General features: G+C 64.8%; 11 protein-coding genes, 1 pseudogene and 1 CRISPR repeat array. Of the genes and pseudogenes, 4 read left to right on the forward strand and 8 right to left on the reverse strand.

Features of this window, described 5'->3' with window-relative positions; all coding sequences use genetic code 11:
* Positions 1–222: 222 nt before the first annotated feature.
* From KF833_02085 to KF833_02095, 3 genes are all read left to right on the forward strand, one after another.
* Positions 223–3,720, forward strand: a complete 3,498-nt coding sequence (locus KF833_02085) for a serine/threonine protein kinase (GenBank protein ID MBX3744074.1) — start codon at positions 223–225, stop codon at positions 3,718–3,720.
* 27 nt (positions 3,721–3,747) lie between these two features.
* On the forward strand, positions 3,748–5,970 hold the full coding sequence (locus KF833_02090; GenBank protein MBX3744075.1) for a hypothetical protein: 2,223 nt from the start codon (positions 3,748–3,750) through the stop codon (positions 5,968–5,970).
* A 380-nt stretch (positions 5,971–6,350) separates the two neighbouring features.
* Positions 6,351–8,453, forward strand: a complete 2,103-nt coding sequence (locus KF833_02095; protein MBX3744076.1) for a leucine-rich repeat domain-containing protein — start codon at positions 6,351–6,353, stop codon at positions 8,451–8,453.
* A 392-nt stretch (positions 8,454–8,845) separates the two neighbouring features.
* Here the strand turns inward: KF833_02095 and KF833_02100 are convergent, their stop codons facing one another.
* The 6 genes from KF833_02100 to KF833_02125 form a co-directional block, all read right to left on the reverse strand.
* A complete protein-coding gene (locus tag KF833_02100) occupies positions 8,846–10,459 on the reverse strand; it encodes a hypothetical protein (GenBank protein MBX3744077.1) in 1,614 nt (537 codons plus the stop codon).
* A 742-nt stretch (positions 10,460–11,201) separates the two neighbouring features.
* The gene (locus tag KF833_02105) at positions 11,202–11,981 is read right to left on the reverse strand and encodes a hypothetical protein (protein ID MBX3744078.1); all 780 of its coding nucleotides are present in this window, start codon (positions 11,979–11,981) and stop codon (positions 11,202–11,204) included.
* Between the two features lie 47 nt (positions 11,982–12,028).
* Positions 12,029–12,487 (reverse strand): hypothetical protein, encoded by a 459-nt coding sequence (locus KF833_02110; GenBank protein ID MBX3744079.1) that lies wholly within the window; start codon positions 12,485–12,487, stop codon positions 12,029–12,031.
* Positions 12,488–12,689: 202 nt separating this feature from the next.
* Positions 12,690–16,145: a serine/threonine protein kinase gene (locus tag KF833_02115; GenBank protein MBX3744080.1), complete on the reverse strand. Its 3,456-nt coding sequence runs from the start codon at positions 16,143–16,145 to the stop codon at positions 12,690–12,692.
* Between the two features lie 47 nt (positions 16,146–16,192).
* Positions 16,193–16,972, reverse strand: a complete 780-nt coding sequence (locus KF833_02120; protein MBX3744081.1) for a sigma-70 family RNA polymerase sigma factor — start codon at positions 16,970–16,972, stop codon at positions 16,193–16,195.
* 496 nt (positions 16,973–17,468) lie between these two features.
* The gene (locus tag KF833_02125) at positions 17,469–20,654 is read right to left on the reverse strand and encodes a PD40 domain-containing protein (protein MBX3744082.1); all 3,186 of its coding nucleotides are present in this window, start codon (positions 20,652–20,654) and stop codon (positions 17,469–17,471) included.
* Between the two features lie 183 nt (positions 20,655–20,837).
* On the opposite strand from KF833_02125, the gene KF833_02130 reads away from it, so the two are divergent.
* Positions 20,838–21,674 (forward strand): DUF1559 domain-containing protein, encoded by an 837-nt coding sequence (locus KF833_02130; protein MBX3744083.1) that lies wholly within the window; start codon positions 20,838–20,840, stop codon positions 21,672–21,674.
* A 329-nt stretch (positions 21,675–22,003) separates the two neighbouring features.
* On the opposite strand, the gene KF833_02135 is transcribed toward KF833_02130, so the two are convergent.
* A complete protein-coding gene (locus tag KF833_02135; protein MBX3744084.1) occupies positions 22,004–22,255 on the reverse strand; it encodes an abortive infection family protein in 252 nt (83 codons plus the stop codon).
* 676 nt (positions 22,256–22,931) lie between these two features.
* Positions 22,932–23,144 (reverse strand): annotated as a pseudogene (locus KF833_02140) (type II secretion system protein).
* Between the two features lie 483 nt (positions 23,145–23,627).
* Positions 23,628–26,373: direct repeats of the CRISPR family, unit length 37 nt; unit sequence GTTTCAATCCGCGCCTCTGACCGGAGCCAGAGGCGAC.
* The last annotated feature ends 38 nt before the right edge of the window (positions 26,374–26,411 follow it).

Here is a 26,411-nt window from a genome sequence, read left to right on the forward strand (position 1 = left end):
CAACCCGTTCCGACCCCGGTCTCCGTCCTCCGCCGTTCGCCGCCGCCCAACCTCCAGCGCCCGCCGCGCTGAAACCCGCAACGGCCGCCCTTCCAATTTCCCTGGCCCATTTCCCTCTGAAACGGCGCGCTGGGGGGGTGACTCGCCGGCTTGGACACGCCGGGCATCATCCACCCCCACCATGGTCTTCCAACCAACACGCCCCCGGCCCCCCCTTCTCCCATGACGCCCCCCCATCGCGAGAAGGAGATCTTCGAGCAGGCCCTCGATATCGGCGACCCGGCGGAGCGGGAGGCGTTCCTGCTTCAGAGCTGCGCCGGGGACGATGCGTTGCTCGAACGCGTTCAGGCGCTGCTGGTGGCGCACGAGGTGGCCACGGCCTTCCTGCCAGGCAAACCGGGACCCCATCCTCCCCTGCCCGCCAACGCGTCGCCCGGCGAACAACCCGGCGAGGTCATCGGGCGGTACAAGTTGCTGGAGAAGCTCGGCGAAGGCGGCTGCGGCGTGGTGTATGTCGCCGAGCAGACCGAGCCGGTGCGACGGTGCGTGGCGCTCAAGATCATCAAGCTCGGGATGGACACCCAGTCGGTGGTCGCCCGTTTCGAAGGGGAACGCCAGGCCCTGGCCCTGATGGACCATCCGAACATCGCCAAGGTCCTCGATGGAGGCGCCACCGCGCGCGGCCGCCCCTATTTCGTGATGGAACGGGTCCATGGCATTCCCATCACGGAGTACTGCGATCAGAACCACCTCTGCACCGTCGATCGCCTCAACCTCTTCATCCAGGTCTGCCAGGCCATCCAGCACGCCCACCAAAAAGGGGTCATCCACCGCGACATCAAACCCTCGAACATTCTGGTCGGCGATCATGACGGCGTGCCGGTGCCGAAGATCATCGACTTCGGCATCGCCAAGGCGACGGAGGGCAAGCTCGGCGACGCGACCGTCGTGACGCAGCTCCACCAGTTCATCGGCACACCGGCGTACATGAGTCCGGAACAGGCGGAGATGACCAGCCTCGATGTGGACACCCGCAGCGACATCTACAGTCTCGGAGTGCTGCTCTACGAGCTGCTGTCGGGCCGGACCCCGTTCGAACCGAAACGCCTGATGGCGGTCGGCCTGGATGCCATGCGCCGGATGGTGCGGGAACAGGAACCCGTGCCCCCAAGCACCCGCCTGGCAACCCTGGGGAACGACGAACAAAGCACCACCGCCAAGCGCCGGTCCACCGAGCCGCCACGATTGCTGCGCCAGCTTCGGGGCGATCTCGACTGGATCGTGATGCGGTGCCTCGAAAAGGACCGGACCCGTCGCTACGAGACAGCCAACGGACTCGCCGACGACCTGAGGCGGCACCTGAATTGCGAACCCGTCCTGGCCCGGCCACCGAGCGCGGCCTATCGGTTGCGGAAGGCGCTTCGGCGGAACCGCGCCGCGTTCGGCGTGGCATTGGCCATTGCCTGCGTGCTGGTGATGGCCACCGCGTTCAGCGCCTGGCAGGCGGAACGGGCCAGCCGGGAGGCCCAACGTGCCGGAGAAGCGGCGCATTCCGAACGCGAGGCGCGCCGCGAGGCGGTGGCCCGGGCCCACGCCGAGTCGGAGGCACGCGAAGAGGCCGAAGCGCTGGCGCGCTTCCTGGGAGACCTCTTCCGGAGCCCGGATCCCAACGTGGAGGGCCGGAACGTCACCGTGGCCGCCACGCTGGGCCGGGCGGCGGAACGGGTGGCACGGGAGCTGGCCGGGCAGCCTGGGCGCCAGGCGACGCTGCGTACCGCCATGGCCGAGACTTACCTGGGCCTGAGCCTGTTCCGGGAGGCGGCTCCCCTCTTCGAACAGGTGCTGGCGTATCGCCACGAAGTCTCGGGCCCGGACCATCCGCTCGCCATTGAACTCAAGGCGAAGCTGGCCTCGGCCCGCCATGGCCTGGGACGTTGGCAGGAGGCCGCGGCACTCCGGGAGGAGGTGGTGACCGTCCGGAACCGGCAACTGCCGCCCGAACATCCCGACCGCCTCAGCGCCATGATCGAACTCGCCTATTCCTGGAACCGCATGATCGACCGCCAGGAGGATGCCCTCCGAATGGTTCGCGAAGTGCTGGAGATCCGGCGGGAACACCTGGGCCCGGACCACACGGACACCCGGAACGCCGAATTGAGCCTCTTCTACATGGGCGGAACGACCCAGAATTCCTTCGAGCGCCATACCGAACTGGCCGCGGCCAATCTGGAACAGACCCGGCGGGAGAAGGGTCAGGAACACCCCGATACCATCGGGGCCCTGATGCGCCTGGCGCTCTATACCCCCTTCGGAGATGCCAGTCCCGGCGCGGAGAAGATCCGGTTGTCGGAGCAGGCTCTCGAGTTGTCCCGCCGCGTGTTGGGACCGGAACATCAGGAGACTCGCACCATCCTGAACAACCTCGCCTGGTTTCAACTCGGTGCCGGCCGCACCGCGGACGCCATCCGGTCGTTCGAGGAGGTGGTCGCGCTCGGTCGGAAGCTCTCGGATCCCAATGCTCCCAACACCCTGCAGGCCCAGATGAAACTCGCCGAAGCCTACGCCCGGGTCGGCCGCATCGACGAGGCCGCCGAACTCGGGGAGGCCGCCGTCCTGGGCATGCGTCAGTCCGCCGGGGATACCGAAAGCCTCGGCCTCATGGAGGCCCTCGGAAACCTCTACCTCCACCATTCCGGCGGAACCCGCTGGGACGACGCCATCCGGGTGCTGGAGGAAAGTCATGCCATCGCCCGGCGCCATGACCCCAACAGCACCCTCACCGCCAGCCGCCTCGCCCTGCTGGCCACCGCAATGGCCCACGTGGAACGTCACGACGAAGCGGCTGCCCTGTGTGCCGAGGCCGAACGGGAGGTTCTCAGAACCTTCGGACCGGATTCCCGCGGTACCGCCTTCTGGCTGGTGAGCCTCGGCCGCGCCTTCGGTGCCGCCCATCGCCCGAACGAGGCCATTCGTGTCCTCGAAGCCGCCCTGCCCTTGTTCAGCCGCCTCTTCGGCAGTCAGGACCCCAACACCTACCGCGCCGGACTCGCCCTGGCGTCCGCGCTGTTCCAGGTGGCACGACCCGACGAGGCGATGCAGCTCCTGGAAAACCTCTCGACGGGCGACAACCTCAATCCCGAGTCCGCACTCGACCTCGCCGTGCTCCAGCTCTGGCGCAACGATCCCGAGGGACATGAGCGGACCCGCGCCCGCCTGCTCGCCTGGTCTCCAGGCATCGTCAACCCCGTTCACGGAGGTTGGGTCGGCCGCCTGGCCGGTTTGCGGGACTACCCCAACCCTTCCCAAGCCGCCCAGGCCTTGGCCCTCGCCCAGCGGACCGTCGAGACCGGTCGGGAACATCCCATGCACTCCTGGTTCCTCCTGGCCCTCGGCATGGCCCAGTACCGAAGCGGACTGTACCCGGCCGCCGTGCAAACCCTCATCGAGGCCGACGACGCTGCCGGCCAGATCGGCCTGGTGAACCGCGTGCGCCTCCGCGGCATCATCCGCCTCTACCGGAGCATGTGCCTGTCCCGCACGGGCGACGCAGTCCAGGCACGACAGCTCTTCGAGGAGAGTCTCGAGACCGCCAGGCCATGGCCAGTGGATGGCCGTGTGCCCCCGATGAACGAATTCACCTGCAACGACTTCATCCTCGCCCTGGCCGCCCAGGAAGCCCGCCTCCTGCTGCGTCCTTCCCATCCCGATGCTGCCCCGTAATCAGCCCAACCCACTCGAACGAATCCGATGAATCCGACACCCAGCCCCCATCCATTGACCCTCCACCCGCCGTACCATCCCTCGACTCCCCGCCAGGGTGCCAATCCCGAATCCCTCCCGGTCCGCCCCAAACCCCACCACGGCGCCGCCATGCTCGCGTGCCTGGTGGGATTCCAGGCCGTTGCCGTGCAGGCGATCCCTCCCGGCGAAATCGTGGGACAATGGCCGGAACTCCCGCGCGGCTGGGCGCGAAGTCTGGTGGTAACCCACGGGCATGCCTATGTCTCCGCCCAGGGACTGTCCCGCTTCGACCTCACCGATCCCTCCCGGCCCGCCTGGCTGGGCGTCTTCGAACAGCCCACCAGCTTTGGCAGTCTCGCCACCGCGGGAAATCACCTCTACGCCACAGGCCAGTCGTTTCACGTCCTGGACATCAGCGATCCGGCCCGTCCCGTCGCCGTCGGCGCGCTCGACGTCCCGGGTGGCGCCCTCGCCATCCAGGGGCATCTCGCCTACGTCGTGGACCCGGGATCCGACCGTGGTGCCATCCTTGACCTCTCCGAACCCACCGGCCCGCGCCAGGTCGGGACCTTCGAAACCGGGCCATCTCCTTGGGTGATTCTCGTCTCGGGCAACCTGGCTTTCACCTGGGGCAACGACGGCGGCGAATTCTTCGACCTCACCCAGCCGCTCGAACCCGTCCGGATCGCCTCGACCACCGTCCTCTTTGAAGCCCTTCTGGACGGACGTGGCTACGCCCTCGATGCCGTCACCGGCGCCTTGGCCGTGTTCGATCTGGCAGACCCCGCGGCCCCGGTCCTCCTTGGACAGGAACCCGGCAACGAAGGCGCGCCTTTCTCCAACGGGGGACGGGTCGCCGTGGTCGGAACTCAGGCCTGGGTGGCGGCCGGAACCGGCGGTTTGCGAGCGGTGGATGTCTCCGATCCCACCGCCCCCATCCGCACCGGCCACCTGCAACTGGGTCCGGCCGAAGGCGACTGGCAGGGCCTCGTCGTCGCAGGCCACCACGCCTTCGTCACCGACATCGGCTCGCTGGGAGGCGGCGGAATCCGCCTGATCGACCTTCGCGACCCCGCCCAACCCCGACGGGTTCATCCGCTCGACGATCCGGCCGCCCGCCGACAGGACGGCTTCGAGGAAGCCTTTGGCAGCACCCTGCGGCCGGTCGTTTCCGGACGCCATGCCTACGTGCCGGACCTGCTCCAGGGCCTGCACGTCATCGACCTGGGGCAGCCACAGCAACCCGTCAGGGTGGCAACCGTGGGGTCACGCATCACCGGGGTATCCGTGGCCGGCGATCTCGCCTTCGCCGTGGGCGAAGCGGGCCTGAGTGTCATCGATATCCGCCAGCCGGCCACCCCGCAGATCGTGGGTTCCCTGCCCATCGCCAACATCCGCGCTCCCGGCGCAGTGCTGGGACTCGGAGATCGCTGCTATGTGGGAGGAACGGTGGCCGGCGAAGCAGGCCTCCAGGTGGTCGATGTCAGTGATCCCACCCAACCCCGCCTCCTTCGCACCGTCCGGTTCCCCGCGGAACTCGGAGCTGCCGTCGCGCCCGATACCCTCGTGGTGTCAGGGAACCAGCTCTACGCCAGCCAGCGATCGGGCATGCGGGCCATCTATGACCTGACCCACCCCGACCATCCCGCACTCCGAATGATGCCCGGCCTGCCGCCCATCGAGCATTTCGCCGTCTCCGGCCACCACGCCTACTACGCCATCGGCACGATCGGGGTGGACATCGTGGATGCCTCCAATCCTGCGGCTCCCGCATACCTCGGGCCCTTTCCGACCGGCTTCGCGACAGCGGTGGCGACGACTCCAACCCATCTCTATGTCACCGGACGGCAACCGACCCGCATCTACGATCTCGCCAACCCCGCCCAGCCGGTGGAGGTGGCGGCCTTGGTGACCGGCGCCCCTCCCTCGGGATTCCTCGCCCACAACGGCCATATCCTCCTCACCCACGAGTCTGCCGGCCTCATCCTCGTCGCCGACCCGGTCGCGCCACCGCCTCTGACGCTGACCCTTACGCGTCGGCCCGGACAGGGCGCCTTCAGTCTCCAGGTGGGAGGACCTCCCGGACTCGGGTTCAGCCTGGAACGGAGCGACGACCTCCGGACCTGGACTCCCTGGATCGACGCCGAACTGCAGTCCGGCCCCCTGGACATCGAGATCCCGGACCCTGCCGGAACCCCTCATCAGTTCCACCGCGCCCGCCGGCGTTGACACCCCACCCGGTCCGCCTCCCGCTGAAGCGAATCGAGCGAATCGGAGGGACGAGCTCCGCGAGTCCTCAACCCAAAGCACCACTCCCCTGCGGCCTCGTGGAACTCCGCCCTCCGAGCCCACACCCCGGGCCCTCGTTGGGTGTGCACGCTTCAGCGTGTCGGGGTGGTTTGGGAGGCTTACGCTGAAGCGTGTACCATCTTCCGCGCCAACGGCGCATCTCCATACCAGCCTGGGGCAACGCCCCGGGACTGGTCCTCAACCCGACGCTCCCCTCCCATATCCGCGTCCCTCTGCGGATCCTCGCACCTCTCGCAATATTCTTGGCCCATATCGCCCCGATATGTCGCGCAAAGACAGTGACATCGACCATCGCCGATATGAACGCACACCCACCCAGTCCTTTCTCCACGACCGCCATCCCGCCCGGAGGAACCCCTGTCACCGGAATTCCATCACCCGGACGACTACCCCCCGGGCATCGTTTCAGGGGCAGGGCGTGGCGCCTTGTCCTTTCCGCAACCCTCGCCGCCTCCCTTCCGGCGACCGCTGAAATCCTCTTCTCGGACAACTTCTCCTATCCCGACGGACCGCTGGTGGAAACCGGGGGTGCCGTGTGGCGGACCCTGACCGGTGCACCGGGCGAGATCCGGGTTGTGAATGGCGCCCTGCGGGCGGTTGAAGGCGAATTCGAGATCGTCGAAGCACCCCTCCCCGGAGGGCCGTACGGGGAGGGTTCCACCTTGTATGCGGGCTTCACCGTCACGGTCACCACGTTGCCCTCCGGAACAGGCAGCGATTTCGCCGCATTCTCCGCCGCCAACGGCCCGCGAACCGTCGGACGGATCTACACCACCACCCAGGGCGCGGCCGAAGGAACCTTCCGCATCGGAATCGCCTCCGCCCTCCATTTTCCCACCGGCACTCACCCGGTGAATCTCAATCTCGACACACCCTACCGCGTCGTCGTTCGACTCGACATCGCCGGTGGCTTCGGCGCCCGGCTGTGGGTGGATCCCGAGAGCGAGGACACGGGAGTCGTGTTTCCTTCGGACGGCGGCGCCCCGGGGGTGATCGAGGCGTTCGCCTTCCGGCAACGGCTGATCAGCGGGAACGGGATGGGGGCCGTGACCGTGGACGATGTGGTGGTGGCAACCACGTTCGCCGAGGCGAAAGGCGGCTCGGCCCCGCCCGTGGTGTGGGAGTACACCACCAGCAGCGCCGGAACCATCACCATCACGGGTTTCACCGGTGCCGCCGCCGAGTTGACCGTTCCCGACATGATCGACGGAATGCCGGTGACCCGGGTGACCAGCGGAGCGTTCCGTGGCAAAACCGGGCTCAAGAAGATCACCCTGCCGGAAGGCCTGATTGCCATCGGCTCCCAGGCGTTCTCCATGAGCGGCATCACCAGCATCGTCATCCCCAACGGCATCACCGCCATCGAGCCGGAGACCTTCACCCGCTGTGTCGACCTGGTCCACGTGACGCTTCCTGAGAACCTGCAGAGCATCGGGCAGATGGCCTTCGCATGGACCGGCCTGCGGGAGGTCACCTTGCCGGCCACTGTCACCACCCTGCACAGTTCGGCGTTCATGATGGCCTCCCAACTGGAGGCCATTCACATCCATGCCGACAATGCCGGGTTCGTGAGTGTGGAAGGCGTGGTGTTCACCCGGGATCTCGAGACCCTCCTGACGTATCCCGCCGGCCGGCCTGGAGAGTACCGCATCCCGGCCAGTGTCCGGCGCATCGAGAGCACATCCTTCTCGGGCTCGGTGCATCTTGGTGCACTGGAGATTCCCGACACCGTGACCTTCCTCGGGTCCGGCGCCTTTCAGGAATGCACGGGCCTCGTCAGCGTCCGGATCGGGCGCGGCATCACCACCATTCCCCAGGGGGCCTTTGCCGGGTGTTCGCGGCTCGTTGACATCCGGCTTCCCGACACCCTCGAAGCCATCGATTCCATCGCCTTCGCCAGGTGCCGCGCCCTGCAACAGATCACCATCCCGGCCAGTGTCCGGCGCCTCGGCGGTCTGCTCTTCGAACCGGACTTCATGTCCGGAGACTGGCCGCCGCCGACCATCACCCACATCTACTTCCAGGGCGACGCGCCGGAGTTCCTCGGAAGACTGCCCAATCCCCTCGAAGACGACATGGACCCCGACGAAGACGACTACGGCCCCACGGTTTACTACCGGGCGGGCACAACCGGCTGGGAAGCGCGCTTCGGCGGACGCCCCACGATGTTGTGGGATCCCCGGGTCACCTTGGGCGCCGGCTTTGGAATCGTCGAGGGGAAGATGGGCTTCCCACTCACCGGTGCCGCCGGGCTTGTCCTCGTCGTGGAAGCCACCTCCGACCTTACCGATCCGGTCTGGAATGTCGTTGGCACCGTGACCCTCACGGACGGCCAGGCCGTCTTCCGCGATCCCGAGGCTGCCGTCGCCCCCGTGCGCCTCTACCGCTTCCGCTCGCCGTAAGGCGCTCCGCAGATTCTGTCCCCTTCAGGGGTGGGGGGACAACGGGTTCCGGCGCCTGCCGCAATGCAGTCGTCGGAACCCGAATTCCTTTCCTCCGGGGTTCATGGAGCATCGCCGGGGAGAATTCTCCGGGTTCCCATCTCCGTTCCTGGCAGGTGCGCCTGCCCCGCACCGTGGGTGTTCCCAATTGTCAAAATCAGGGATGTGACCCCGGGAGTCTCACTGCCGCCTGTTCCACCTGCGAACAACCGCCGACAACGGCCAGGCATCAAGGCCGGCGCTGATCCAGGTGGTGAAGGATTAATCACCAGGAATGCAGGCTCTGAAGCCGGGTTCTGCCCACCCTTCAGCACAGGCATCCGCGAACATCCAGTCAGCGATTCGGTCGGGTCTCACGGCTTCCGCAGCCGAAAAAACAGAGTGCCGGCAGCCTTCAAATCAACCTCTTTCCGTCCTGCAGTGTCCGGGGAAACGGAGGTCCAGCTTCCCAAATCCAGGCTGGTGGACTGCTCGAGAACGACTCCTTCGGCACCATCGGAGTGCTGCCAGATCAGCGTCAGCACGCCTTCGGCTAGTCGGTCGTACTCCAGTATTAAGGATCTGGGCGCTGGCGCAAAGATCGCCACCGAATGAGAATTGCCGGCGGCGATGGTAACCGGCAGCAGCGGTGTTCCATCCTCGCCGGCCGGGAGCTGTGCCCGGACCGGGGTGAGACGATTGGAACTGCCCGGCACCGCGAGCTGGCCCGAGGCGTTGCTGCCCCACCCCCAAATGGCTCCGTCTGAGGTCACAGCCAATCCGTGCCCAGCGCCTCCCGCGATGCTGACAATGTCAGTCAGTGTGCGCATATAGCCGACTGCGGCGGCAATCGAAGTCATCACCGGCCGCTTCTCAGCAACCATAAACTCTTCCCGATCCCACAGGTTGGCGAGCCGGTTTCTGATCAAAGTGCGCACTTTCTCATCGGAAATGCCGGCTTCGGGCAGGTCGATCACTTTCGCTCCCCTTTCATCGAAAATGCGGAAGTGCAGCGCACCATCCGGCTGTTGTGCCACATAAACGGCGCTTGCGTTCTCGGCGGGAATTGAGGCCGGACCTTCGATGGAAGCCATCAAATGCAGATCAAACGCGATAAACTCATCTGCGTTCGCCAGGACATATCCTGGCACAGCGCGATCTCTTCCGCTGTTATCACCGAGCTCACCCCAGATGTTGATGCCCCACGCCCAGACCAGGCCCGCCGCATCGAGCGCGTACGAGTGCCGCCCGCCCCCGGCGACAGCCACTATCCTCTGACTCCTGCCCAATCCTTCGCCGCCGGACGAATCCCGCACCGCAACCGGTCTCAGCCGGTCATTCGAACTGTCCGTAAGAGAGCTTCCCATCGTCCCGTCACCCACCTGGCCGCGGTCATTGTGCCCCCACGACCAGAGCATACCATCCGAATCCTGGGCCAGAATGTGATACAGGGCGCTCACGATGGCGACGATCCGAACCGGCGGTCCCCCATCTGTATCTGTGTCCGTTGGAAACTGCACACGCCCGGGAAGTGTGCGGCGAACCCTCGTCCCGTCGCCGAGCTGGCCGTGTCCATTACTGCCCCAGGCCCAAACTGCTCCCGCCGCGTCCAGAGCCAGCGAGTGGCGATTGTTGGCGGCAATGGCCACGATGTTTTCAAGCGGACGCAGGCCGGTCTCGTCCAGCACCCGGCCCGGCAGCAGGCGCCCTGCCGTGGTGCCGTCACCAAGCTGACCGTTGGAGTTGCTGCCCCAGGCCCATACAGTGCCGTCGCTGTCCAGGGCCAGCGAATGGCCTTCGGACCCGCTGTCCGGCCCCGGGAAGCCACCGCTCGCCGCAGCGATGGCCCTGATGTTGCGGAGCGGCTGCTCCCCGTTCTCATTCAAAACCCGGATGGGAAGCCTGCGCCCCGTTCGCGTGCCGTCGCCAAGCTGGCCTTGGGAATTGCTGCCCCACGCCCAGACTGTTCCATCGGCATCCAGCGCCATGGTATGCGCGACGTTGCCCGCTCCGGCTGCCACTGCCACGATGTCTGCGAAAGCACCATCCTCTTTCTCGGGAAACGGTACCTGGACCGGAACGGATCGGGTCAAGGTGTCACCAACGCCCAACTGCCCGGCGCCGTTGCCGCCCCAGCTCCAAACCGTTCTGCCAGCGCGCTGGCCTTCGTGGGCCGCCCCGTCAGCAGCGAGGCAGGCCCCCATGATCAGAGAGCCCAGGAGAATGCGTGTGGTGCGAACGAGTCTTGTTCGTACGGTCGTTGCTCGATTCATCAAATGATTGTCCTTTCGACCGGCGCAAGGCCGGCGGGTGTGTTTGCCTTTTGCACGCCCCGGGCGTCCTCTGGCGCAGCCCGTGCGGGCTGCCCATTTCCACAGAGAAAAACGACGAAGGTTACAGAAGAAATGCGGCGCCCTTGCGCCACTCGACGCAGTGGCTTGTACTACGGGCCGTTCAGAGAGGAAGAAGGCCAATCCGAAGTGACCCACGGATCGCGCAGGCCGGCGAAGGTCTTGTGCAGGTTGTATTACCGCAACCTCTTGTCGTTGCGCCCGAGGCCGTCGGCCTCTATGCATCCCTCCGCCATGTCCCTCCACAGATCACGTCCGCCCGCAACCCCGCCAGATAGCCGTCACCGGACGCCTTCTGGCACCGATGAAGCCCGACGACCATCGATTCCAACCGGTGACACCGTTCGCTCCTCGGGTACTCGGGCCCTGCGGTGACTCACTACCTTGCAGTAATGCGCACTTCGGCTCCACCGGTCCGATGATCCCGAAGCCGGTCCCTGACCTGAGCTGCACTGCTGTTTGTTGTAACTGGAATCATCTCAATAGCCTCCCGGGCCACCGCGCTGATCGAGACGTGGCCAACTGCGCTCGCCTCCCGGTCCAAACGATCCAACGCTCTAATCGCCGCGATATTGTTGGTGCCCGGCGTGGACTTAAGGAGGTGCACGTAGCGATTGACGGAGAGCTCTGCCGCGGCTCTTACCGCTCTGCTGCGGACCTCGGCCGCCTGTCGGGTCAGACGGGCGGCCAGATCCCCGCCTTCGCCGATCAAGGCAGGATCGGTCGGTGAAGCCTCTAACTGCCGAATGACCAGCCGCATCTGCATCTCACTCCTTGAGATATCAGCAGCAAGAGTCTCGTTTTGTTCTTCTTTGAGTCTTATATAGCTGCTTCCCAGCCTGAAGACCGGATCCCAAAGATACCCCGCCAACAGCGCCACCCCGCAGCAGCGGAGGACGTCCTTTGCATCAATGCCCGTCAGAACAAACACCGCAACCAGCGCAGCACCAGCCCCCAGGGCGCAATGTGCGCCCAGAAGAGAAATCCAGGATGGCTCCACCGGGAACCACGCTACCTGGACTGTGTTCGACAAGGCTGCCGAGATCAGACCGAGCGCCCCTCCTGCTGCGCCAAATAACAGTACGCGCCAGAACGGGCGTCCGGGATCCGATAACAGTTCGTGAAGCCATTTCAACGGTGATTGCATGATTTCCTGCATTCCTTTTGAGCGTGCTTTCCGGCGAGGAGGGTGCGGCTCGGCAACTACTATCCACTGGCGGCCATTCGTGCCCCGATTGCATCAACGATCTTCGCTGCTTCGACCTCCCATTCGCCGTCGATCAATCTCTGCAGCTTCAATTCCGCAAGGAAATTCAAAACCTTGGAGGCGACCTGCCCATTCGTGCCCAAATCTTTCAGCAAACCGCCGACCTGAAGGTTCAGCTTCTTTGTCCCGCTGTTCAGTGGCCCGCGATACTGAATTCTTGTAATCCTTGCATCGTAGGTCTTCTTGGGTTTGAGCTTGATCGAATAGAAGACCCGGTCATCTTTGCCAAAATGCTGATGCCTGAAATAGCTTGTTTCGTCGGGCCGCAGAAGATTTCTGTTTCCATTTAATGGTCTGATGTAAAAATCGTGCTTCCCTACTCTGACACTTTGTGTTTTCTCGTCAGGAGCGATGCCCTTCACGACCATGTCAACGGCTTGATTCAGTGAAATGCTCATATCCGGATTCTTCGACCCGCGGGTAGATGGCGGGTCAGTTTGCGTTGATTCGTGGTTGGCATGGACTGTCGCTTTGATTGTTGTTTGGCTCCTGAGAACCACGCTGATGCAACACCCCGCACCACTTCTTTCCACAGGGAAGGACGGAAAAGGTTACAGGGAAACCTCGACGGAGTCGTCTCTTGGGGAGGGGATCTCGAAGTCAGGGGCTGTTGAGCGACCCATTCATGTTTGCGAGACGCCCGCCTTGAGTCTCAAGAGCGCGACGGCGCTCGAGCCAGACCTCGGCATCCAGAAGCCGCGCATTCCCGCTTTCGTCCAGTTCCATGCCAGTGAGCACCTGCACCCAAAGCCGCACCTGCTCGGCATCGCCGGGAAGCGGTTCGGTGGCGACCTCCCACATCCGCGTCAATCCATCGGCCCCGGCGATCACCAGGCGCGAGCCGTCCGGACTCAGGGCGGCAGCGGAAATCAGACTTGGGTGGCGGACGGGTGCTCCAATCGGGCGCCCCGTAGCCACATCCCACAACCGGGCGGCGCGCGAAGCAGTGGTCAGAAGGCGCGCGCCATCCGTGCTGAAGCTCAAATTCACAACCGGACCATCATGAATCAAAGGCTGGCCGACGGACTCTCCGGTGTTCGGGTTCCAGAATCGGGCAGTGTTGTCGTCACTGGCGCTGGCAATGAGCGAGCCCTCGGGGTGGAAGGCGACGCCACGAACCAGAGCGCGATGTCGAAAGCTGCGAATGGCCCGGCGCGTGGCCCGATCCCACAGATGCACCAGATGGTTATGGCTGGCCGTGAGGATGAACTCACCATCAGGAGAGAATGCCACACTCCATATCGAGGCGTCTTGCTGTTCGAAAGGCGGCCCAACGGGGTCGCCGGTGGCGGCATCCCAGAGTTGCGCTGTTTGATCGAGAGAGCCGGTCAGAACGTAACGGCCGTCGGAGCTGAACGTGGCGGATCTGACCATTTGACCGTGTTTGAGCGGTTTCCCGATCTGTTCCCCGGTTTCCATATTCCAGATGTAGGCGGCATCCCCACTGCCGGTGACCACTCGGAAACCGACCGGACTGAAGGCGGCGGTTTGCACTCCCTTTTCATGTGGAAGTTCGCGGAGCAAATCGCCCGTGCGAACATCCCAGAGCCGGGCTTTGCCATCTTCGCATCCCGTGATGATTTCCCCTCCGTTCGGACTGTATGCCACCGCAAACACCATCTGATCGTGCGGGAACTCTGGCCCCACCGGCCGGGCGCGGGGCTCGATTTGCCAGTGGCAGACTCGTCCATCTGTGCTGCCGCTCGCGACAAAGAGTCCATCTGGGCTCACGGCGATCGCTTCAACAGGCGTTTGGTGTTCGAGTGGTGTCTCGAACGCTTCACCGGTGCGGGCATCCCAGAGGCGCGCGCTGTTGTCGAGCACCGCCGCCGCCAGCCAGGAACCGTCGGGGCTGAAGGCCAGCGCGTGGACGTCACCTGAATGTCTCAGAGGCGAACCGTCCGGCAGACCAGTCTCCACATCCCAGAACTGAACCAGTTGATCCTCGCCACCGGTCGCGGCACGCCGGCCATCCGGACTGAAGGCGGCTGCGTAGGCCCTGCCACTGTGCTGAAAGGCGTGGACCTGTTCCGGTCCGGAGGTGAGAACCCAAAGATAGGCATAGGATTCAAGCGAAGCGGCCAGAATCATGGAACCGTCCGGACTGAACACGGCATAGTGCAGTCCGGACGTGTGGGAGAGTTCATCCGTCTTCACCAGCGTTTCCGCGTCCCAGAACACCGCCGTGCCGTCGCCCGTAGCAGTCAGCAGCCGCGATCCATCCGGACTGAAACGCCCGGCGTAAACGCCGGCGTCATGGAGGAGCGGCGGGCCAATTTGCCGGGCGGACGTTGTCTCCCAGGTTCGTGCGGTCTTGTCCCAGGCCGCCGTGACGATGCGGGCACCATCCGGACTGAAGCCAACGTCATGAATGTACCCTTCATGCCCCGTGTATTCCCGGATCAGCCGTCCCGAGTCCAGATCCCAGAGCCGGGCCACCGCGTCTGCACAGCCGGTCAGCAGGTGACGCCCGTCAGGACTGAACTCGGCCGCGTACACCTGATGCGGGTGGGGAAAGATGTTTCGGAGCGGATGCACCCGGAACCGCCAGGCGGCCAGATTCTCGCGCAACACGCGCCGCAGCTCGATCTCGTGGGACGGTGCCAGATCCAAGGTGCGCACCAGCCACAGCATCCCTTCGCGCACTTTGCCCCCCTCGCACAACGCCAGTCCCCGGTCAAACGCCAGGTTCAGGCTGAGCCGGCGCAGCTCGGCTTCGCCCGCTTCGGCCCGATGGCGCGCCTGCTCTTCGGCCTGCTGCAGGCGTGTGGCCTCGTATCGTGCTTCCTGCGCCCTGTCGCGCTCCTCCTGGGCAACCTGTCTTTCGCTGCCGGCCACCACCGCCTGCCAGGTGCTGACTGCAATGCCGCCCACCAGCGCCACAGCAACAAGGGCCGCGGCGGTGAATGCCATCTTGTGCCGGCGCCAGGCCCTCTGCAACCGATAGCCGAGCGAGGGCGGCCGGGCCGTGACAGGCTCGTTATCGAGGTGGCGCTGCAGATCCGTCGCCAGGCCGTTCACCGTGTCGTAGCGGCGCCGGCGGTCCTTCTCTAGGCACTTCATCACGATCCAGTCGAGGTCATGTTCGATTTTGGATTTGCGGTTTGCGATTTGCGATTGGGGGCTATGCTGGAGTTGGCTCAATCGCGTGCTCGGGCGGAGCGGCTCGCGTTCGCGGATGATCTTCCTCACCCCTTCCAGGCCCGCTTGGGTGAGTTCCCTGGTGTCGAAGGGTGTGGTGCCGGTCAACAGTTCGTAGAGCAGCACCCCGAGGCTGTAGATGTCGCTGCGGGTATCGATGTCCAATCCGCTCGAGTCCGCCTGTTCAGGGCTCATGTAGGCGGGTGTGCCGATGAGTTGATGAAACTGCGTGTAGATGGTTTTGTCGGTCAGCTCTCCCTGCGTGGCTTTTGCGATGCCGAAGTCGATGACCTTTGGCGCCGGTCTTCCGTCCTGCAGCTCCACCAGGATGTTCGACGGCTTGATATCGCGGTGGATGATCCCTTTCTGATGCGCGTGCTGGATGGCATGGCAAACCTTGATGAACAGGCCGAGCCGCTCTTCGATCTCAAGTTGCGCCTGACCGCAATACCGGGTGATCGGAGTGCCATGCACCAGTTCCATGACGAAGAAAGGCCTGCCGGAGGTGGTGGCGTCTGCGTCAAGCACCCTGGCAATGTTGGGATGGTCCATGAGGGCCAGGGCCTGGCGCTCGGCTTCGAACCGGGCCACTACCTGTCTGGTGTCCATTCCCAGCTTGATGATCTTCAGCGCCACGCGGCGCCGCACAGGCTCCATCTGGTCGGCACCCCAGACCGTTCCAAACCCGCCCTCACCCAATCTCTCCAGCAGCCTGTAGCGGCCAATCACCATTCCCTCCTCCTCAGAGCTGCCCCGATCCGCCTCTGTCTCCCTCTCCACCGGTTCGGCAGACGCCCCAAGCGCCAGGTTCATGAGGCATCGCGCGCACGAGCCTTCAGGAGCGTCCGGAAACAGTTCCGCTCCACAGGCCGAGCACAAATTGGGGGCTGACGCGCTTATCATTTCAGGAAGCAATGCTCGCCACGGCTGGAAACACCTGCCCCGGACGCTTCGTCCGACTCTCACCGGCTCAGCACTTCCAGCAGATGCCGCACCTCGTCGTTTATCTCTGCTGCAGTCACGACAGTCTGTGCCACTTCGGATCGGACCATCTCCCCGTATCGCCGCCGCAGCCTGTGCACCGCTACCTTGACCGCCCCTTCGGTCAACCCGTGCGCCGCAGCCACCGCCCCGATAGGAATCCGCTGTTCGTCCCCGGAGAGATGAGGTCGAAGATGCTCGAACAATACCGCCTTCCCATGTGCCGCGTATTCCTCCCGAAGCCCTTCCAAAGCCCTGTTCAGGACCGTCATCGCCCAGCGCCGCTCGAACACCCTGTCAGGTGTCTCATCGGACGCCGGCTCCCAGCCTGCCTCTGGCGCCGCACGCAACTCATCGAGCGAAACAACGCTCTGGCCGGCGCCGCGTTTCTGCGTCCGCGCCTTCTCCCAGTCATTGATCAGAAACCGCCGCAACGCTGTCAGCAGAAAGGACCGGAACCGCCCTCCTTCCTTCGTGAGCCGGCCCAGGCGGTTCTTATCCAGCAACCGGCAGAAAAACGTCTGGGTCAGATCCTCTGCCTCCGCGGCGGTGCAACCGCTGCGGAGCAGGAAGGCAAAGATCGGCCGCCAATAGGTGCGGCAGAGGCTTTCCAATGCCTCCATCCCATGCGGAGAAGCGGGCTCTCGGGCAGCAAGGACGACACTCCAATGCGTGGTCTGGAACTGCGGGTTCACGGGTGCGGGGCGAAAGTATTTCCCAAACACGCCAGCCTCGCCAGCGCATTCGCCGAGGGAGATCACGTCCACCTGGCGACGATGGGGGCGGCGGCAGAGCGGAGCGCCGACACTGCTTACAACTGCAAAGACCAGCCTCCTATATTGAAGACCCTCCCGCTCTGTCTCGGCGCACCACACCTTGCAGCTCCGTCCGGCCTCGAAGGCGGCGTAATGGGGTCAGTTCTTGTTAGTGTCCAATCTTCCGACCCTTCCGGCGCCGATACAGCAGGTGGTTGAGGTGGCGCCGTGTGCCCATCCCCGGGTGCTTCGCGATCCTGCCCACCGTCACGCCGGCTCCCGCAACCGTGCCGCCAATCCCGCCTTTACCCAATCGCCCTTGCGACTCATCTTGAATTCGTCATCCCGTCACCGTCGCCGTTTCCGTTGCTCCGCGACACTTGCCTCCACCAATCCCCAGGCGCTCGCCCATCTGCGCCACCAACTTCTGCCGAAATGCCTCCTCCCCGGGCACCAGCCGCGCCGAATTCCTTTGAACTCCTCACCCTCCTCCGACCCGCAGTCAGCGCAGCGACGCAACGACGCGGTAGAAGCGTCGGCCGATCCCGGGTGGCGGAAGGTCGTCGATCCCCGAAACGGATCCCAGGGCGCTGACCGTACCCAGGGATTGCCAGGCGCCCTCGCCCAGGGCCTCCCGAAACTCAACCCGGTAGTTCCGCCCGGGAACCGACTGCCAGACGACGCGACGCCATCCGCCGGACAACGACTCGATGATCAGGATGCGCAATCCCGAGGCCGGAGACATGGGATCTGTGCCGGAAAGGAACTCGTCCCGGTCGCTGATGCCGTCGCCGTCCGCATCGCCTGTGCCATCCCGATCCAGCCCACCGAACCGGGCCATCTCCCAGTCGTCGTCCAGCCCGTCGCCATCCGTGTCGGCGGGATGGACCACGACCCGGCACACTTCCCGCCGCCCATGGGAGGCCGCGGGGGCGGTCCGTTCGTAGAACAGCACCCGACCGTCGCCCGACCAGACGGGATGGAACGGGTTGCCCGAGGGCACGTCCGGTTCGGGCTGGCCGAGGAGCCAGGTGGTGCCCGTCCGCAGATCGCGCAGATAAAGTTTCAGACCGTCCTCGGGGGCACCCTCGACGAGGTCAGAGGCGAGGCTGACAAACGCCACATGAGTGCCTAGGGGAGACAGGGCTGCGGCCCGCACGCCCCGCGTTCCGGTCCCGTTGCCTGAGGCATGAACCGAGACGAGCAGGTTCGATCCCGAATGCAGATCGCGGAGGTAGAGGTCCGGTTCGTTGTTGCGGTCCTGCCAGCCCGGTCGCCCCGCGATCATGGCAACCCCGGCGTCCAAGGTGCGCATCAGGAGCCAGCGACCGTCGAGCGACAGGCCGAGCCCGGTCGTGGCACCGTCGATCGGGAAACCGCCGGCATCGACGCTGGCCAGGCGGGTCTCTCCGGTTGCACGGTCGAGCACGCCCACCTCATCCGGGGTCCACGGACCGCGGGCCAGATTGAACGCCACGCGTGATCCGTCCTGCGATGCATGGGGCTGGGTGGCCACCACGATGGGAATCGTCGCATTGCCCACTCTCAACTCCCGCCCGATGGCAGTCACGACGCCGCTCTCCACCTGGCAGGCGTACAACACCGGCAGGCCGGTCGATACCGGCGGCGCTTCCACACCTTCCAGACCCCTGAGGGTCGCCACCAGGAACAAGGTCCCGCCATCGGGCGCGAACCGGAGTGTCTCAAACGTCAGGGCGTCGTCCCGCTGGTAGCGGGTCAGTCGTCGTGTCAACCGCGTGGTGCGGTCATGCAGATACACGTTGGGTGAGGTCGGAGCGGCCGTATCCGTCAACGTGGAGGACTGGCTGACGAACGCCACGTGACGGCCCGTCGGCGACACCACCGGACCGAACCCGCCTCGATGCGCCGCCGTTACCGTGCCCGCCGTCGCACTCAGGACCCGTGTGGTTCCATCGACCAGGTCCCGCTCGAACACATCCATGGCCCGATTGGCGTCCCCTTCGACCATCGTCGGGGAAGCGCTGGCAAAGACCACGACGGTGCCGTCCTCGGCAAACTGGGCGCTGGCGATCTCACCCCGCTCCTGGGGCATGCCATCCGGCGTCACCGTCACCGGCGTCACCGTCCCCAGCAGCGCATCGACCGCCGCGAACTGCCAGGAGGAAGGGGTTCCGGGGGATTGCGTGAGCAGGATAGCGTGACGTCCATCGGCACTGACGGCGCGTGGAAGCCATTCGACGCGTGAGGTTGGCCCGTGGAACGACCGCGGGTGCCCGTAGGTGACCGGCGCCGGAAACCCCGCGGCAAACGCCCTCGAGATCAGTCGGACCTCGGCCGAACCGATGCGGCGCAGAAAGATGTCTGCCGCCGAGTTCCGATCGTCCGCAACCCATCCATCCTGGTCGGATTCGAACGCCACCCAATGCCCATCCGCGCTGACCACGGCGTCCGCCGCGCCCCCGTGGTGGTCTCCGTCCGCCGGGCAGGTCACGCACGCATCGTCCGCCTCGACCAGATCCGTCCGGTAGAAGTGCCGTCCGCGACCGATCCTCTCGGCGGGCCCGGCCCCAAAGGAGTACACGAACCGCCCGTCATGACTGATGCCGGCGAGGTTGCGGGGCGGCGGGGCCACCGCGGCATACGTCCCTTCGAGACGGTCCCAGCGCCATATCCCCGTAAACGTCTGGAGGACCACGTACCGGCCATTCCCGCTCAGGCCCAACCCGGCCACGGGGGTGGTCGATCCGCCGCCCGAAGGGGCTGGCACGGCTGTCATCTCGCCGGTCTCGACGGCATACACGACCCCCACCCGGTTCGGAATCCCCGGGACATCCAGATTCGCGGCGGTGTTGAGAAACGCGACGTGTCTCCCATCGTCACTGATTCTCGGCCATCGGGAATCGCCGAACGAACCTTCCACCTGGCGGCTGACCAGCCGCACCGTCGCGGTGTCGCGATTCCACAGGAAAACATCCGGGCGTGCGCCGTTCAGATCGCCGGCCGCGAGGTCGCTTGCACGGCTGACAAAGGCAACCCATCGACCTTCGTGTGAGATGACCGCGTCCTCGATCGAACAGCCGGCATTCCCGGATTCCCCGGAAGGGGTCGAACTGACCCGAACCACCGTGTCCGTGGCCCGGTCCCAGAAATGGAGATCCGGCACCGCGCCATTCATGTCTCCGGGAACGAGATTGTCCGCCGCACTCTCGAAGAGCACCCCGGAACCGTCGGGCGCCATCCTGGGGTGGATCGAGGGACCATTGCCCGGCACGCCACCCGCGTTGCGACTGATGAGCCGGAGTTCGCGGGTCCGGGTGTCGAAGACATGGACTTGAGCCAGCCCTCGGGGAAGGCCTTCGAGCAGATCATCGGCCTCGCTCATGAAGGCGATGTACCGGCCATCCGCGCTCACCGAAGGCGCCGTGGAGGGACCCGTGGACGGGCGTCCCCGCGGGTTGGCGGAGACGAGTTCGCTCCGGTCCTCCACCACCCGATGGAGGTAGATCTGGAGGTGTCCGTTGCCGCCCGCCGGCGTCAGGTTGGGCGCGGCACTGACAAACACGACCGCGGCCGGCAGCGCCAGCTCGGGAGCATGCGAGGAACCCAGCGGAGTGACCGAACGGTGTGCCGTCCCGGGGAGGGTCACAGCCTCCGGACTGGCCGACCACGCCAGGTGGATACCGAACGCCCAGGCAACAAGCGCCATGGGGATCGCATATCCGGCGAAGGCGCGCCGCGGGATCGAGGAACCAGGACTGAGCGTGGCCATGATTGTGGGGGTCTGGAACCGCCCGGTCCCCGATTCGAAGACAGGCGGGGCGATGGGAAAGCGGGCGCTCGGGGTTGTCAACTTGACATTCCGCCCGGCAAGGGTAGTCGCATGGGCTTCATGCAGCTTCACACTTCCGCCCGCATGTCCGGCCATCGGGGTGTCACGCGCCTGGACGCGCTGGCGCTGATGGCAGGCCTGGTGATCCTTGGCAGTTCGGCCGCCTCCTGGGCCAATATCCGCTTCAACGGCGAGGAGAGCCGTCGCATCCGCTGCCTGGAGCATGTCCGCAAGCTGGCCATGGCGACGACGATGTATTCCGGGGACAATCGGGACCTGCTGCCCCATTCGAGCTGGGGCACTCTGGGTGCCGGAGTGGGTCATGACTCATGGGCCTATGCCGCACAGGTCAACGGCGTGCCCATCCCCTCCGCCATGGACCAGACGAACGGCGACCGCCAGAGGCCGTTCGCGGAAGCCGGACAATTGCGTCCCTGGGTGGATGCCTCGGATGTCTTCTTCTGCCCCTCCGACCTCCACTGGAATCTCGGTCCCGGAGCTGCACTCTGGCGCACGCGGCACAACAAGACGTCCAGCTACGCCATGAACGCGGCGGTGATCGGCTTTGGCCGGCTGGCTGGCGGACGTCCCTACCCCTTGAGCCGCTTCCGACCCGACGCCTTCCTGTTCGCCGAACCGAACGAGATGAATTCTTTCTTCTTCAATGACGCCGCGCTGATCCCCCATGAAGGCGTTTCAGGGCGCCACGGGCAGAACGTCTCGGCCACACTCGATCCGGGCCTCGGTGCGAGTCACGTCGGCCTGGCCGATGGCAGTGCCCAGTGGATCTCCGTCGCTGCCTTCGAGGATAACTCGGGGCGCACCTCCGTCCCACCCCGCGTCGCCGTTCCGAACCGCGCCTGGTGCGAACCCGGAAGTCCCACCGGGGGCCGGTGATCCGTCATCCACGGTTGCGAAGGCATGTCCTCCTTCGCTTGCAGCGGTAGGACCACTTCATAGACCCGGCTGCCTTTGGCCTGGGATCTCGCTGCGCCTTTCCGAGCGAGGTCCTTGATCAGGGCCGACGCCCCGTAGATCCTTGCCGTGGCCCGCCACCGAGGGAAGTCGCCGTCCGACCCGAGGCATGGCTTCCCTGATCGTGGATTCGATGGTCGGGGACATCGGTTCAGGTCGTTGCTAAGACGACTGCTAAGAATCGCATCTTCTTCTTTCAGAAAGGCTTGCGACATCCATAGGTGCCATAATATCGATCTGCTAAGAGCGTGCTAAGAACTTTCTCGGAGGCGATATCGACACTGTGCCCCAATCCCTTCGCGCACCAGGAATCCGCTTGCCCCTGTCCATCGCCTCAGGTAGCGCGAGACCGCGAGCGCCGTGGCCGCTCCCACCGCAAGTCGAGTGTGCCGCAGTTCAACTTCAATGGCGCTCGCGTCTATGCCATGCACGGCCCCATGAACATTCCGCAGTTCAGCCAAGCCATCGGATACAGTCCCCAGATTATGGTTGTGGAAAATCATCGCGGGAGAACGGCTCGTAGTGGTTGTCACGTCGCAGCTTATTGGCCACCGCGACTCGAATGGCTCACGAAGGAAAGCGCTCCGCGATCCTGCGCACCGTCACGCCGTCTCCCAACGCAACCGTGCCGCCAATGCCGTGACCCCTTAACCAGAACCGGATCGAGTCACTCGGATGCTAGAACCAGAATCCCGGACGCAGCCCCGGATTCGTGCGGAGCTTCATCGCCCGGAAGTTGCGCCACGCAACGTGCATGTCGGCGTAGAGAATGTTCCCGCCGGCGGGCCGGTCCTTCACCAGGTGACTGGTGCTGTGAAAGGCGACCCGTCCGCTCGTGCTGGATATGCGCGTGAAATTGTTGGTCGCGGGCACCTCCGAGATGACGCAGTCGGCAACCAGCTCGACCTCGGTGACATTGGTCAGGCCGGCAAGCGTGGTGAGCAGGACCTTCCCCGGGGCCAGCGGGGGTACGCTTGGGCGCTGGATGATCCACGAATAACTGGTCACCCGACGGTCCCCGCCCGAGTAATTCCACCAGAAGTCGATGTCGTACTGCTTGTAGTGCGCGTTGAAGCCGGGGCAGTAGAGGATCTTCCGATCGGCGCCGTTCCGGGTCAGGTGATCGGCCACCGATGCATGCAGATCCCAGAGCCAGGCCCCGCCGTCCTGGGTCGAGGTCGGCAATCTCTCGTTGTTGTCGTCCGCGTACATTCGGATCGCCAGACCGATCTGCTTGAGATTGCCGAGGCAATGGATGCGACGTGCCTTCTCCTTGGCCTGGGCCAGGGCCGGCAGCAGCATACTGGCCAGAATGGCGATGATCGCGATCACGACCAGCAGCTCGATCAGGGTGAAACCGCCCCTTCCTCTGCAAAATCTCGTGGTGCTCATGTTGCGGTCCGCCGGATCCGCCCGCGACGGGTCGGTACCGCGGTCCGTCGCGCAGGATGCAGGCTGAACCTGGAACGTGCGGAGTGTGCCCGCCCAGGACAAGGCCAATCGATCTCCTTCGACACGGCGCAGTGCCTCCCGCACACCGTTGCAGGCCCCGACACGCTGAAGCGTGGACACCCGAACGCCGCGGCCTGCGGTCCCGTTGGGTGTCCCGGTTTCAGCCGGTCACAGTGCTGCACCCATCGCTCGCTTCCCTTGCTTGCGGAAATCTCAGGGCTCCCATCTCCGCTCTTCACATGTGCACCTGCCCCGCGCTGTGGGTGTACGCAATGGTCAAAATCAGAGATGTGACCCGGGAGGCGGTGAGGGCGCCGAGATGCTCCTTGGCAGCCTGCCCCAGCGCCACGTTGGAATCGCTTCAACGGGGCGTGCCTGTGAGAAGCGACGTGGGAGCAGCTCTGCCACCCCACGCTCGCATGGGTTTCAATCCGCGCCTCTGACCGGAGCCAGAGGCGACCTTGGATGCCGCCCCTGCAAAGAAGGGCGTGGATGTTTCAATCCGCGCCTCTGACCGGAGCCAGAGGCGACCCTCGATCACCATGCAGCACTCGGTTGGCACCAGTTTCAATCCGCGCCTCTGACCGGAGCCAGAGGCGACGCGGCAACTGTCGGCATTGGCTGATGCGATCAACGTTTCAATCCGCGCCTCTGACCGGAGCCAGAGGCGACCTCAGGCATCACTGAGTAGTCGCGGGACCAACCGGTTTCAATCCGCGCCTCTGACCGGAGCCAGAGGCGACGCCTGGGGGTGGACTCCCCCCGCCAGTCCGATCAGTTTCAATCCGCGCCTCTGACCGGAGCCAGAGGCGACTCCCCGGCGCCGATGGAGCGCAAGATGGACGTGCTGTTTCAATCCGCGCCTCTGACCGGAGCCAGAGGCGACTGTGAAGCATCCAGACGGACTCTTTCGGGGTGATGTTTCAATCCGCGCCTCTGACCGGAGCCAGAGGCGACGCCGACTGGAACGACCCAATCGAAGATGTCGTGGGTTTCAATCCGCGCCTCTGACCGGAGCCAGAGGCGACCCTATATCACCGGCGCCGACGAAGCCGCCGCCGCGTTTCAATCCGCGCCTCTGACCGGAGCCAGAGGCGACGAAGGCTCTCCGCCGAATCACATCCGCCATCTGATGTTTCAATCCGCGCCTCTGACCGGAGCCAGAGGCGACAAGGGCTGCTGTGGAGAGTGCGCCTTAAACACTGGTTTCAATCCGCGCCTCTGACCGGAGCCAGAGGCGACTCTGGGACGGAGGGATATTGAGGATCTCAGAAAGGTTTCAATCCGCGCCTCTGACCGGAGCCAGAGGCGACCAGCGGCGTCGATGTGGCATCCGCGCAGCTCACCGGTTTCAATCCGCGCCTCTGACCGGAGCCAGAGGCGACTGGTGCCGCTCGATGCGGTCGCCGCATTATGGACTGTTTCAATCCGCGCCTCTGACCGGAGCCAGAGGCGACGGAGTGATGACGCCTTAGGTCGTGACGTACTTGTGTTTCAATCCGCGCCTCTGACCGGAGCCAGAGGCGACCCGTACCGGCTGACGGCTGGGAGAAGGATTCTCTCGTTTCAATCCGCGCCTCTGACCGGAGCCAGAGGCGACTAGGGTAGGCGTACTGGAGTATTGGCTTCGACGAGTTTCAATCCGCGCCTCTGACCGGAGCCAGAGGCGACATGATGCCGTCGATATGCGTGGAATGAACTCCAGGTTTCAATCCGCGCCTCTGACCGGAGCCAGAGGCGACCGGCATTCCTAACCATCTGGTGCGGATGGACGGAGTTTCAATCCGCGCCTCTGACCGGAGCCAGAGGCGACTCCGCGCATCGGTGATCCTTCTGGCTGCATGCCAGGTTTCAATCCGCGCCTCTGACCGGAGCCAGAGGCGACTTCATTCTCTACGCCACCCACGACCTGTCCACGCCGTTTCAATCCGCGCCTCTGACCGGAGCCAGAGGCGACGGCCTTGCTACGGAGGGAGACTGATGACACCGGAGTTTCAATCCGCGCCTCTGACCGGAGCCAGAGGCGACCGAGAGCCACAGGGCGGCGATCGCGATGGCGGCGTGTTTCAATCCGCGCCTCTGACCGGAGCCAGAGGCGACACGACCGGCATCATCATGGCCGCCAGCACCCAGAGTTTCAATCCGCGCCTCTGACCGGAGCCAGAGGCGACGTCCGGTTTCAGGATTCCGCATATACGGCCCAACTGTTTCAATCCGCGCCTCTGACCGGAGCCAGAGGCGACATGACGCCTGTTGCCTCCATCGCCTGCCACGCGGCGTTTCAATCCGCGCCTCTGACCGGAGCCAGAGGCGACCCGACCATTCAACTCATCACGCTGCCCCTCCAGTAGTTTCAATCCGCGCCTCTGACCGGAGCCAGAGGCGACGTCATCGCGGAGCTGGACGGCATCCTCAGTCACAGTTTCAATCCGCGCCTCTGACCGGAGCCAGAGGCGACTCGGCCCGGCGATGGTAACACCTGGGATTGGTCTGTTTCAATCCGCGCCTCTGACCGGAGCCAGAGGCGACGTTCGCCTCCGTGCCCCGCTATCGCAGCGCCCAGGTTTCAATCCGCGCCTCTGACCGGAGCCAGAGGCGACGACTGACGGTTGTGACAGGCCGCTGGCCGCGGCAGTTTCAATCCGCGCCTCTGACCGGAGCCAGAGGCGACGTGATGGATACGCTTGAAGCGGCTGGCAAAATAGTTTCAATCCGCGCCTCTGACCGGAGCCAGAGGCGACGTTGTTGGTAGCGACCCAGCGGCCGGCGCACGAGTTTCAATCCGCGCCTCTGACCGGAGCCAGAGGCGACCCGAGGTAGTCATTGGCGATCCAGTAGGCGATTGGTTTCAATCCGCGCCTCTGACCGGAGCCAGAGGCGACAGGCGATGGCCGTTGTTGAAATCAGATACCCAACAGTTTCAATCCGCGCCTCTGACCGGAGCCAGAGGCGACGAATTGCGGGCAAAGGAAGTGAAGCGGATTCACGTTTCAATCCGCGCCTCTGACCGGAGCCAGAGGCGACTTTGATGCCGTTCAGGCGGGCAATGGTGTTCTCGATGTTTCAATCCGCGCCTCTGACCGGAGCCAGAGGCGACGTGACCATCCCATCTCTCGGCCATTAGGCAGAACCGTTTCAATCCGCGCCTCTGACCGGAGCCAGAGGCGACCCACGTTCAGCGTCGCGGCCACAAGCACGAACACGTTT

This window comes from Verrucomicrobiia bacterium, assembly GCA_019634625.1.
Classification (GTDB): Bacteria; Verrucomicrobiota; Verrucomicrobiia; order Limisphaerales; family CAIMTB01; genus CAIMTB01.

Bases quoted from the DNA above. Each gene is read 5' to 3' on its own strand.
- KF833_02095 (MBX3744076.1), top strand. From the start codon at position 6,351: ATGAACGCACACCCACCCAGTCCTTTCTCCACGACCGCCATCCCGCCC.
- KF833_02110 (MBX3744079.1), bottom strand. From the start codon at position 12,487: ATGAGCATTTCACTGAATCAAGCCGTTGACATGGTCGTGAAGGGCATC.
- KF833_02135 (MBX3744084.1), bottom strand. From the start codon at position 22,255: ATGATTTTCCACAACCATAATCTGGGGACTGTATCCGATGGCTTGGCT.
- KF833_02100 (MBX3744077.1), bottom strand. From the start codon at position 10,459: ATGGCGCTGGATGCCGATGGAACAGTCTGGGCGTGGGGCAGCAATTCC.
- KF833_02090 (MBX3744075.1), top strand. From the start codon at position 3,748: ATGAATCCGACACCCAGCCCCCATCCATTGACCCTCCACCCGCCGTAC.
- KF833_02085 (MBX3744074.1), top strand. From the start codon at position 223: ATGACGCCCCCCCATCGCGAGAAGGAGATCTTCGAGCAGGCCCTCGAT.
- KF833_02130 (MBX3744083.1), top strand. From the start codon at position 20,838: ATGCAGCTTCACACTTCCGCCCGCATGTCCGGCCATCGGGGTGTCACG.
- KF833_02125 (MBX3744082.1), bottom strand. From the start codon at position 20,654: ATGGCGCTTGTTGCCTGGGCGTTCGGTATCCACCTGGCGTGGTCGGCC.
- KF833_02105 (MBX3744078.1), bottom strand. From the start codon at position 11,981: ATGCAGGAAATCATGCAATCACCGTTGAAATGGCTTCACGAACTGTTA.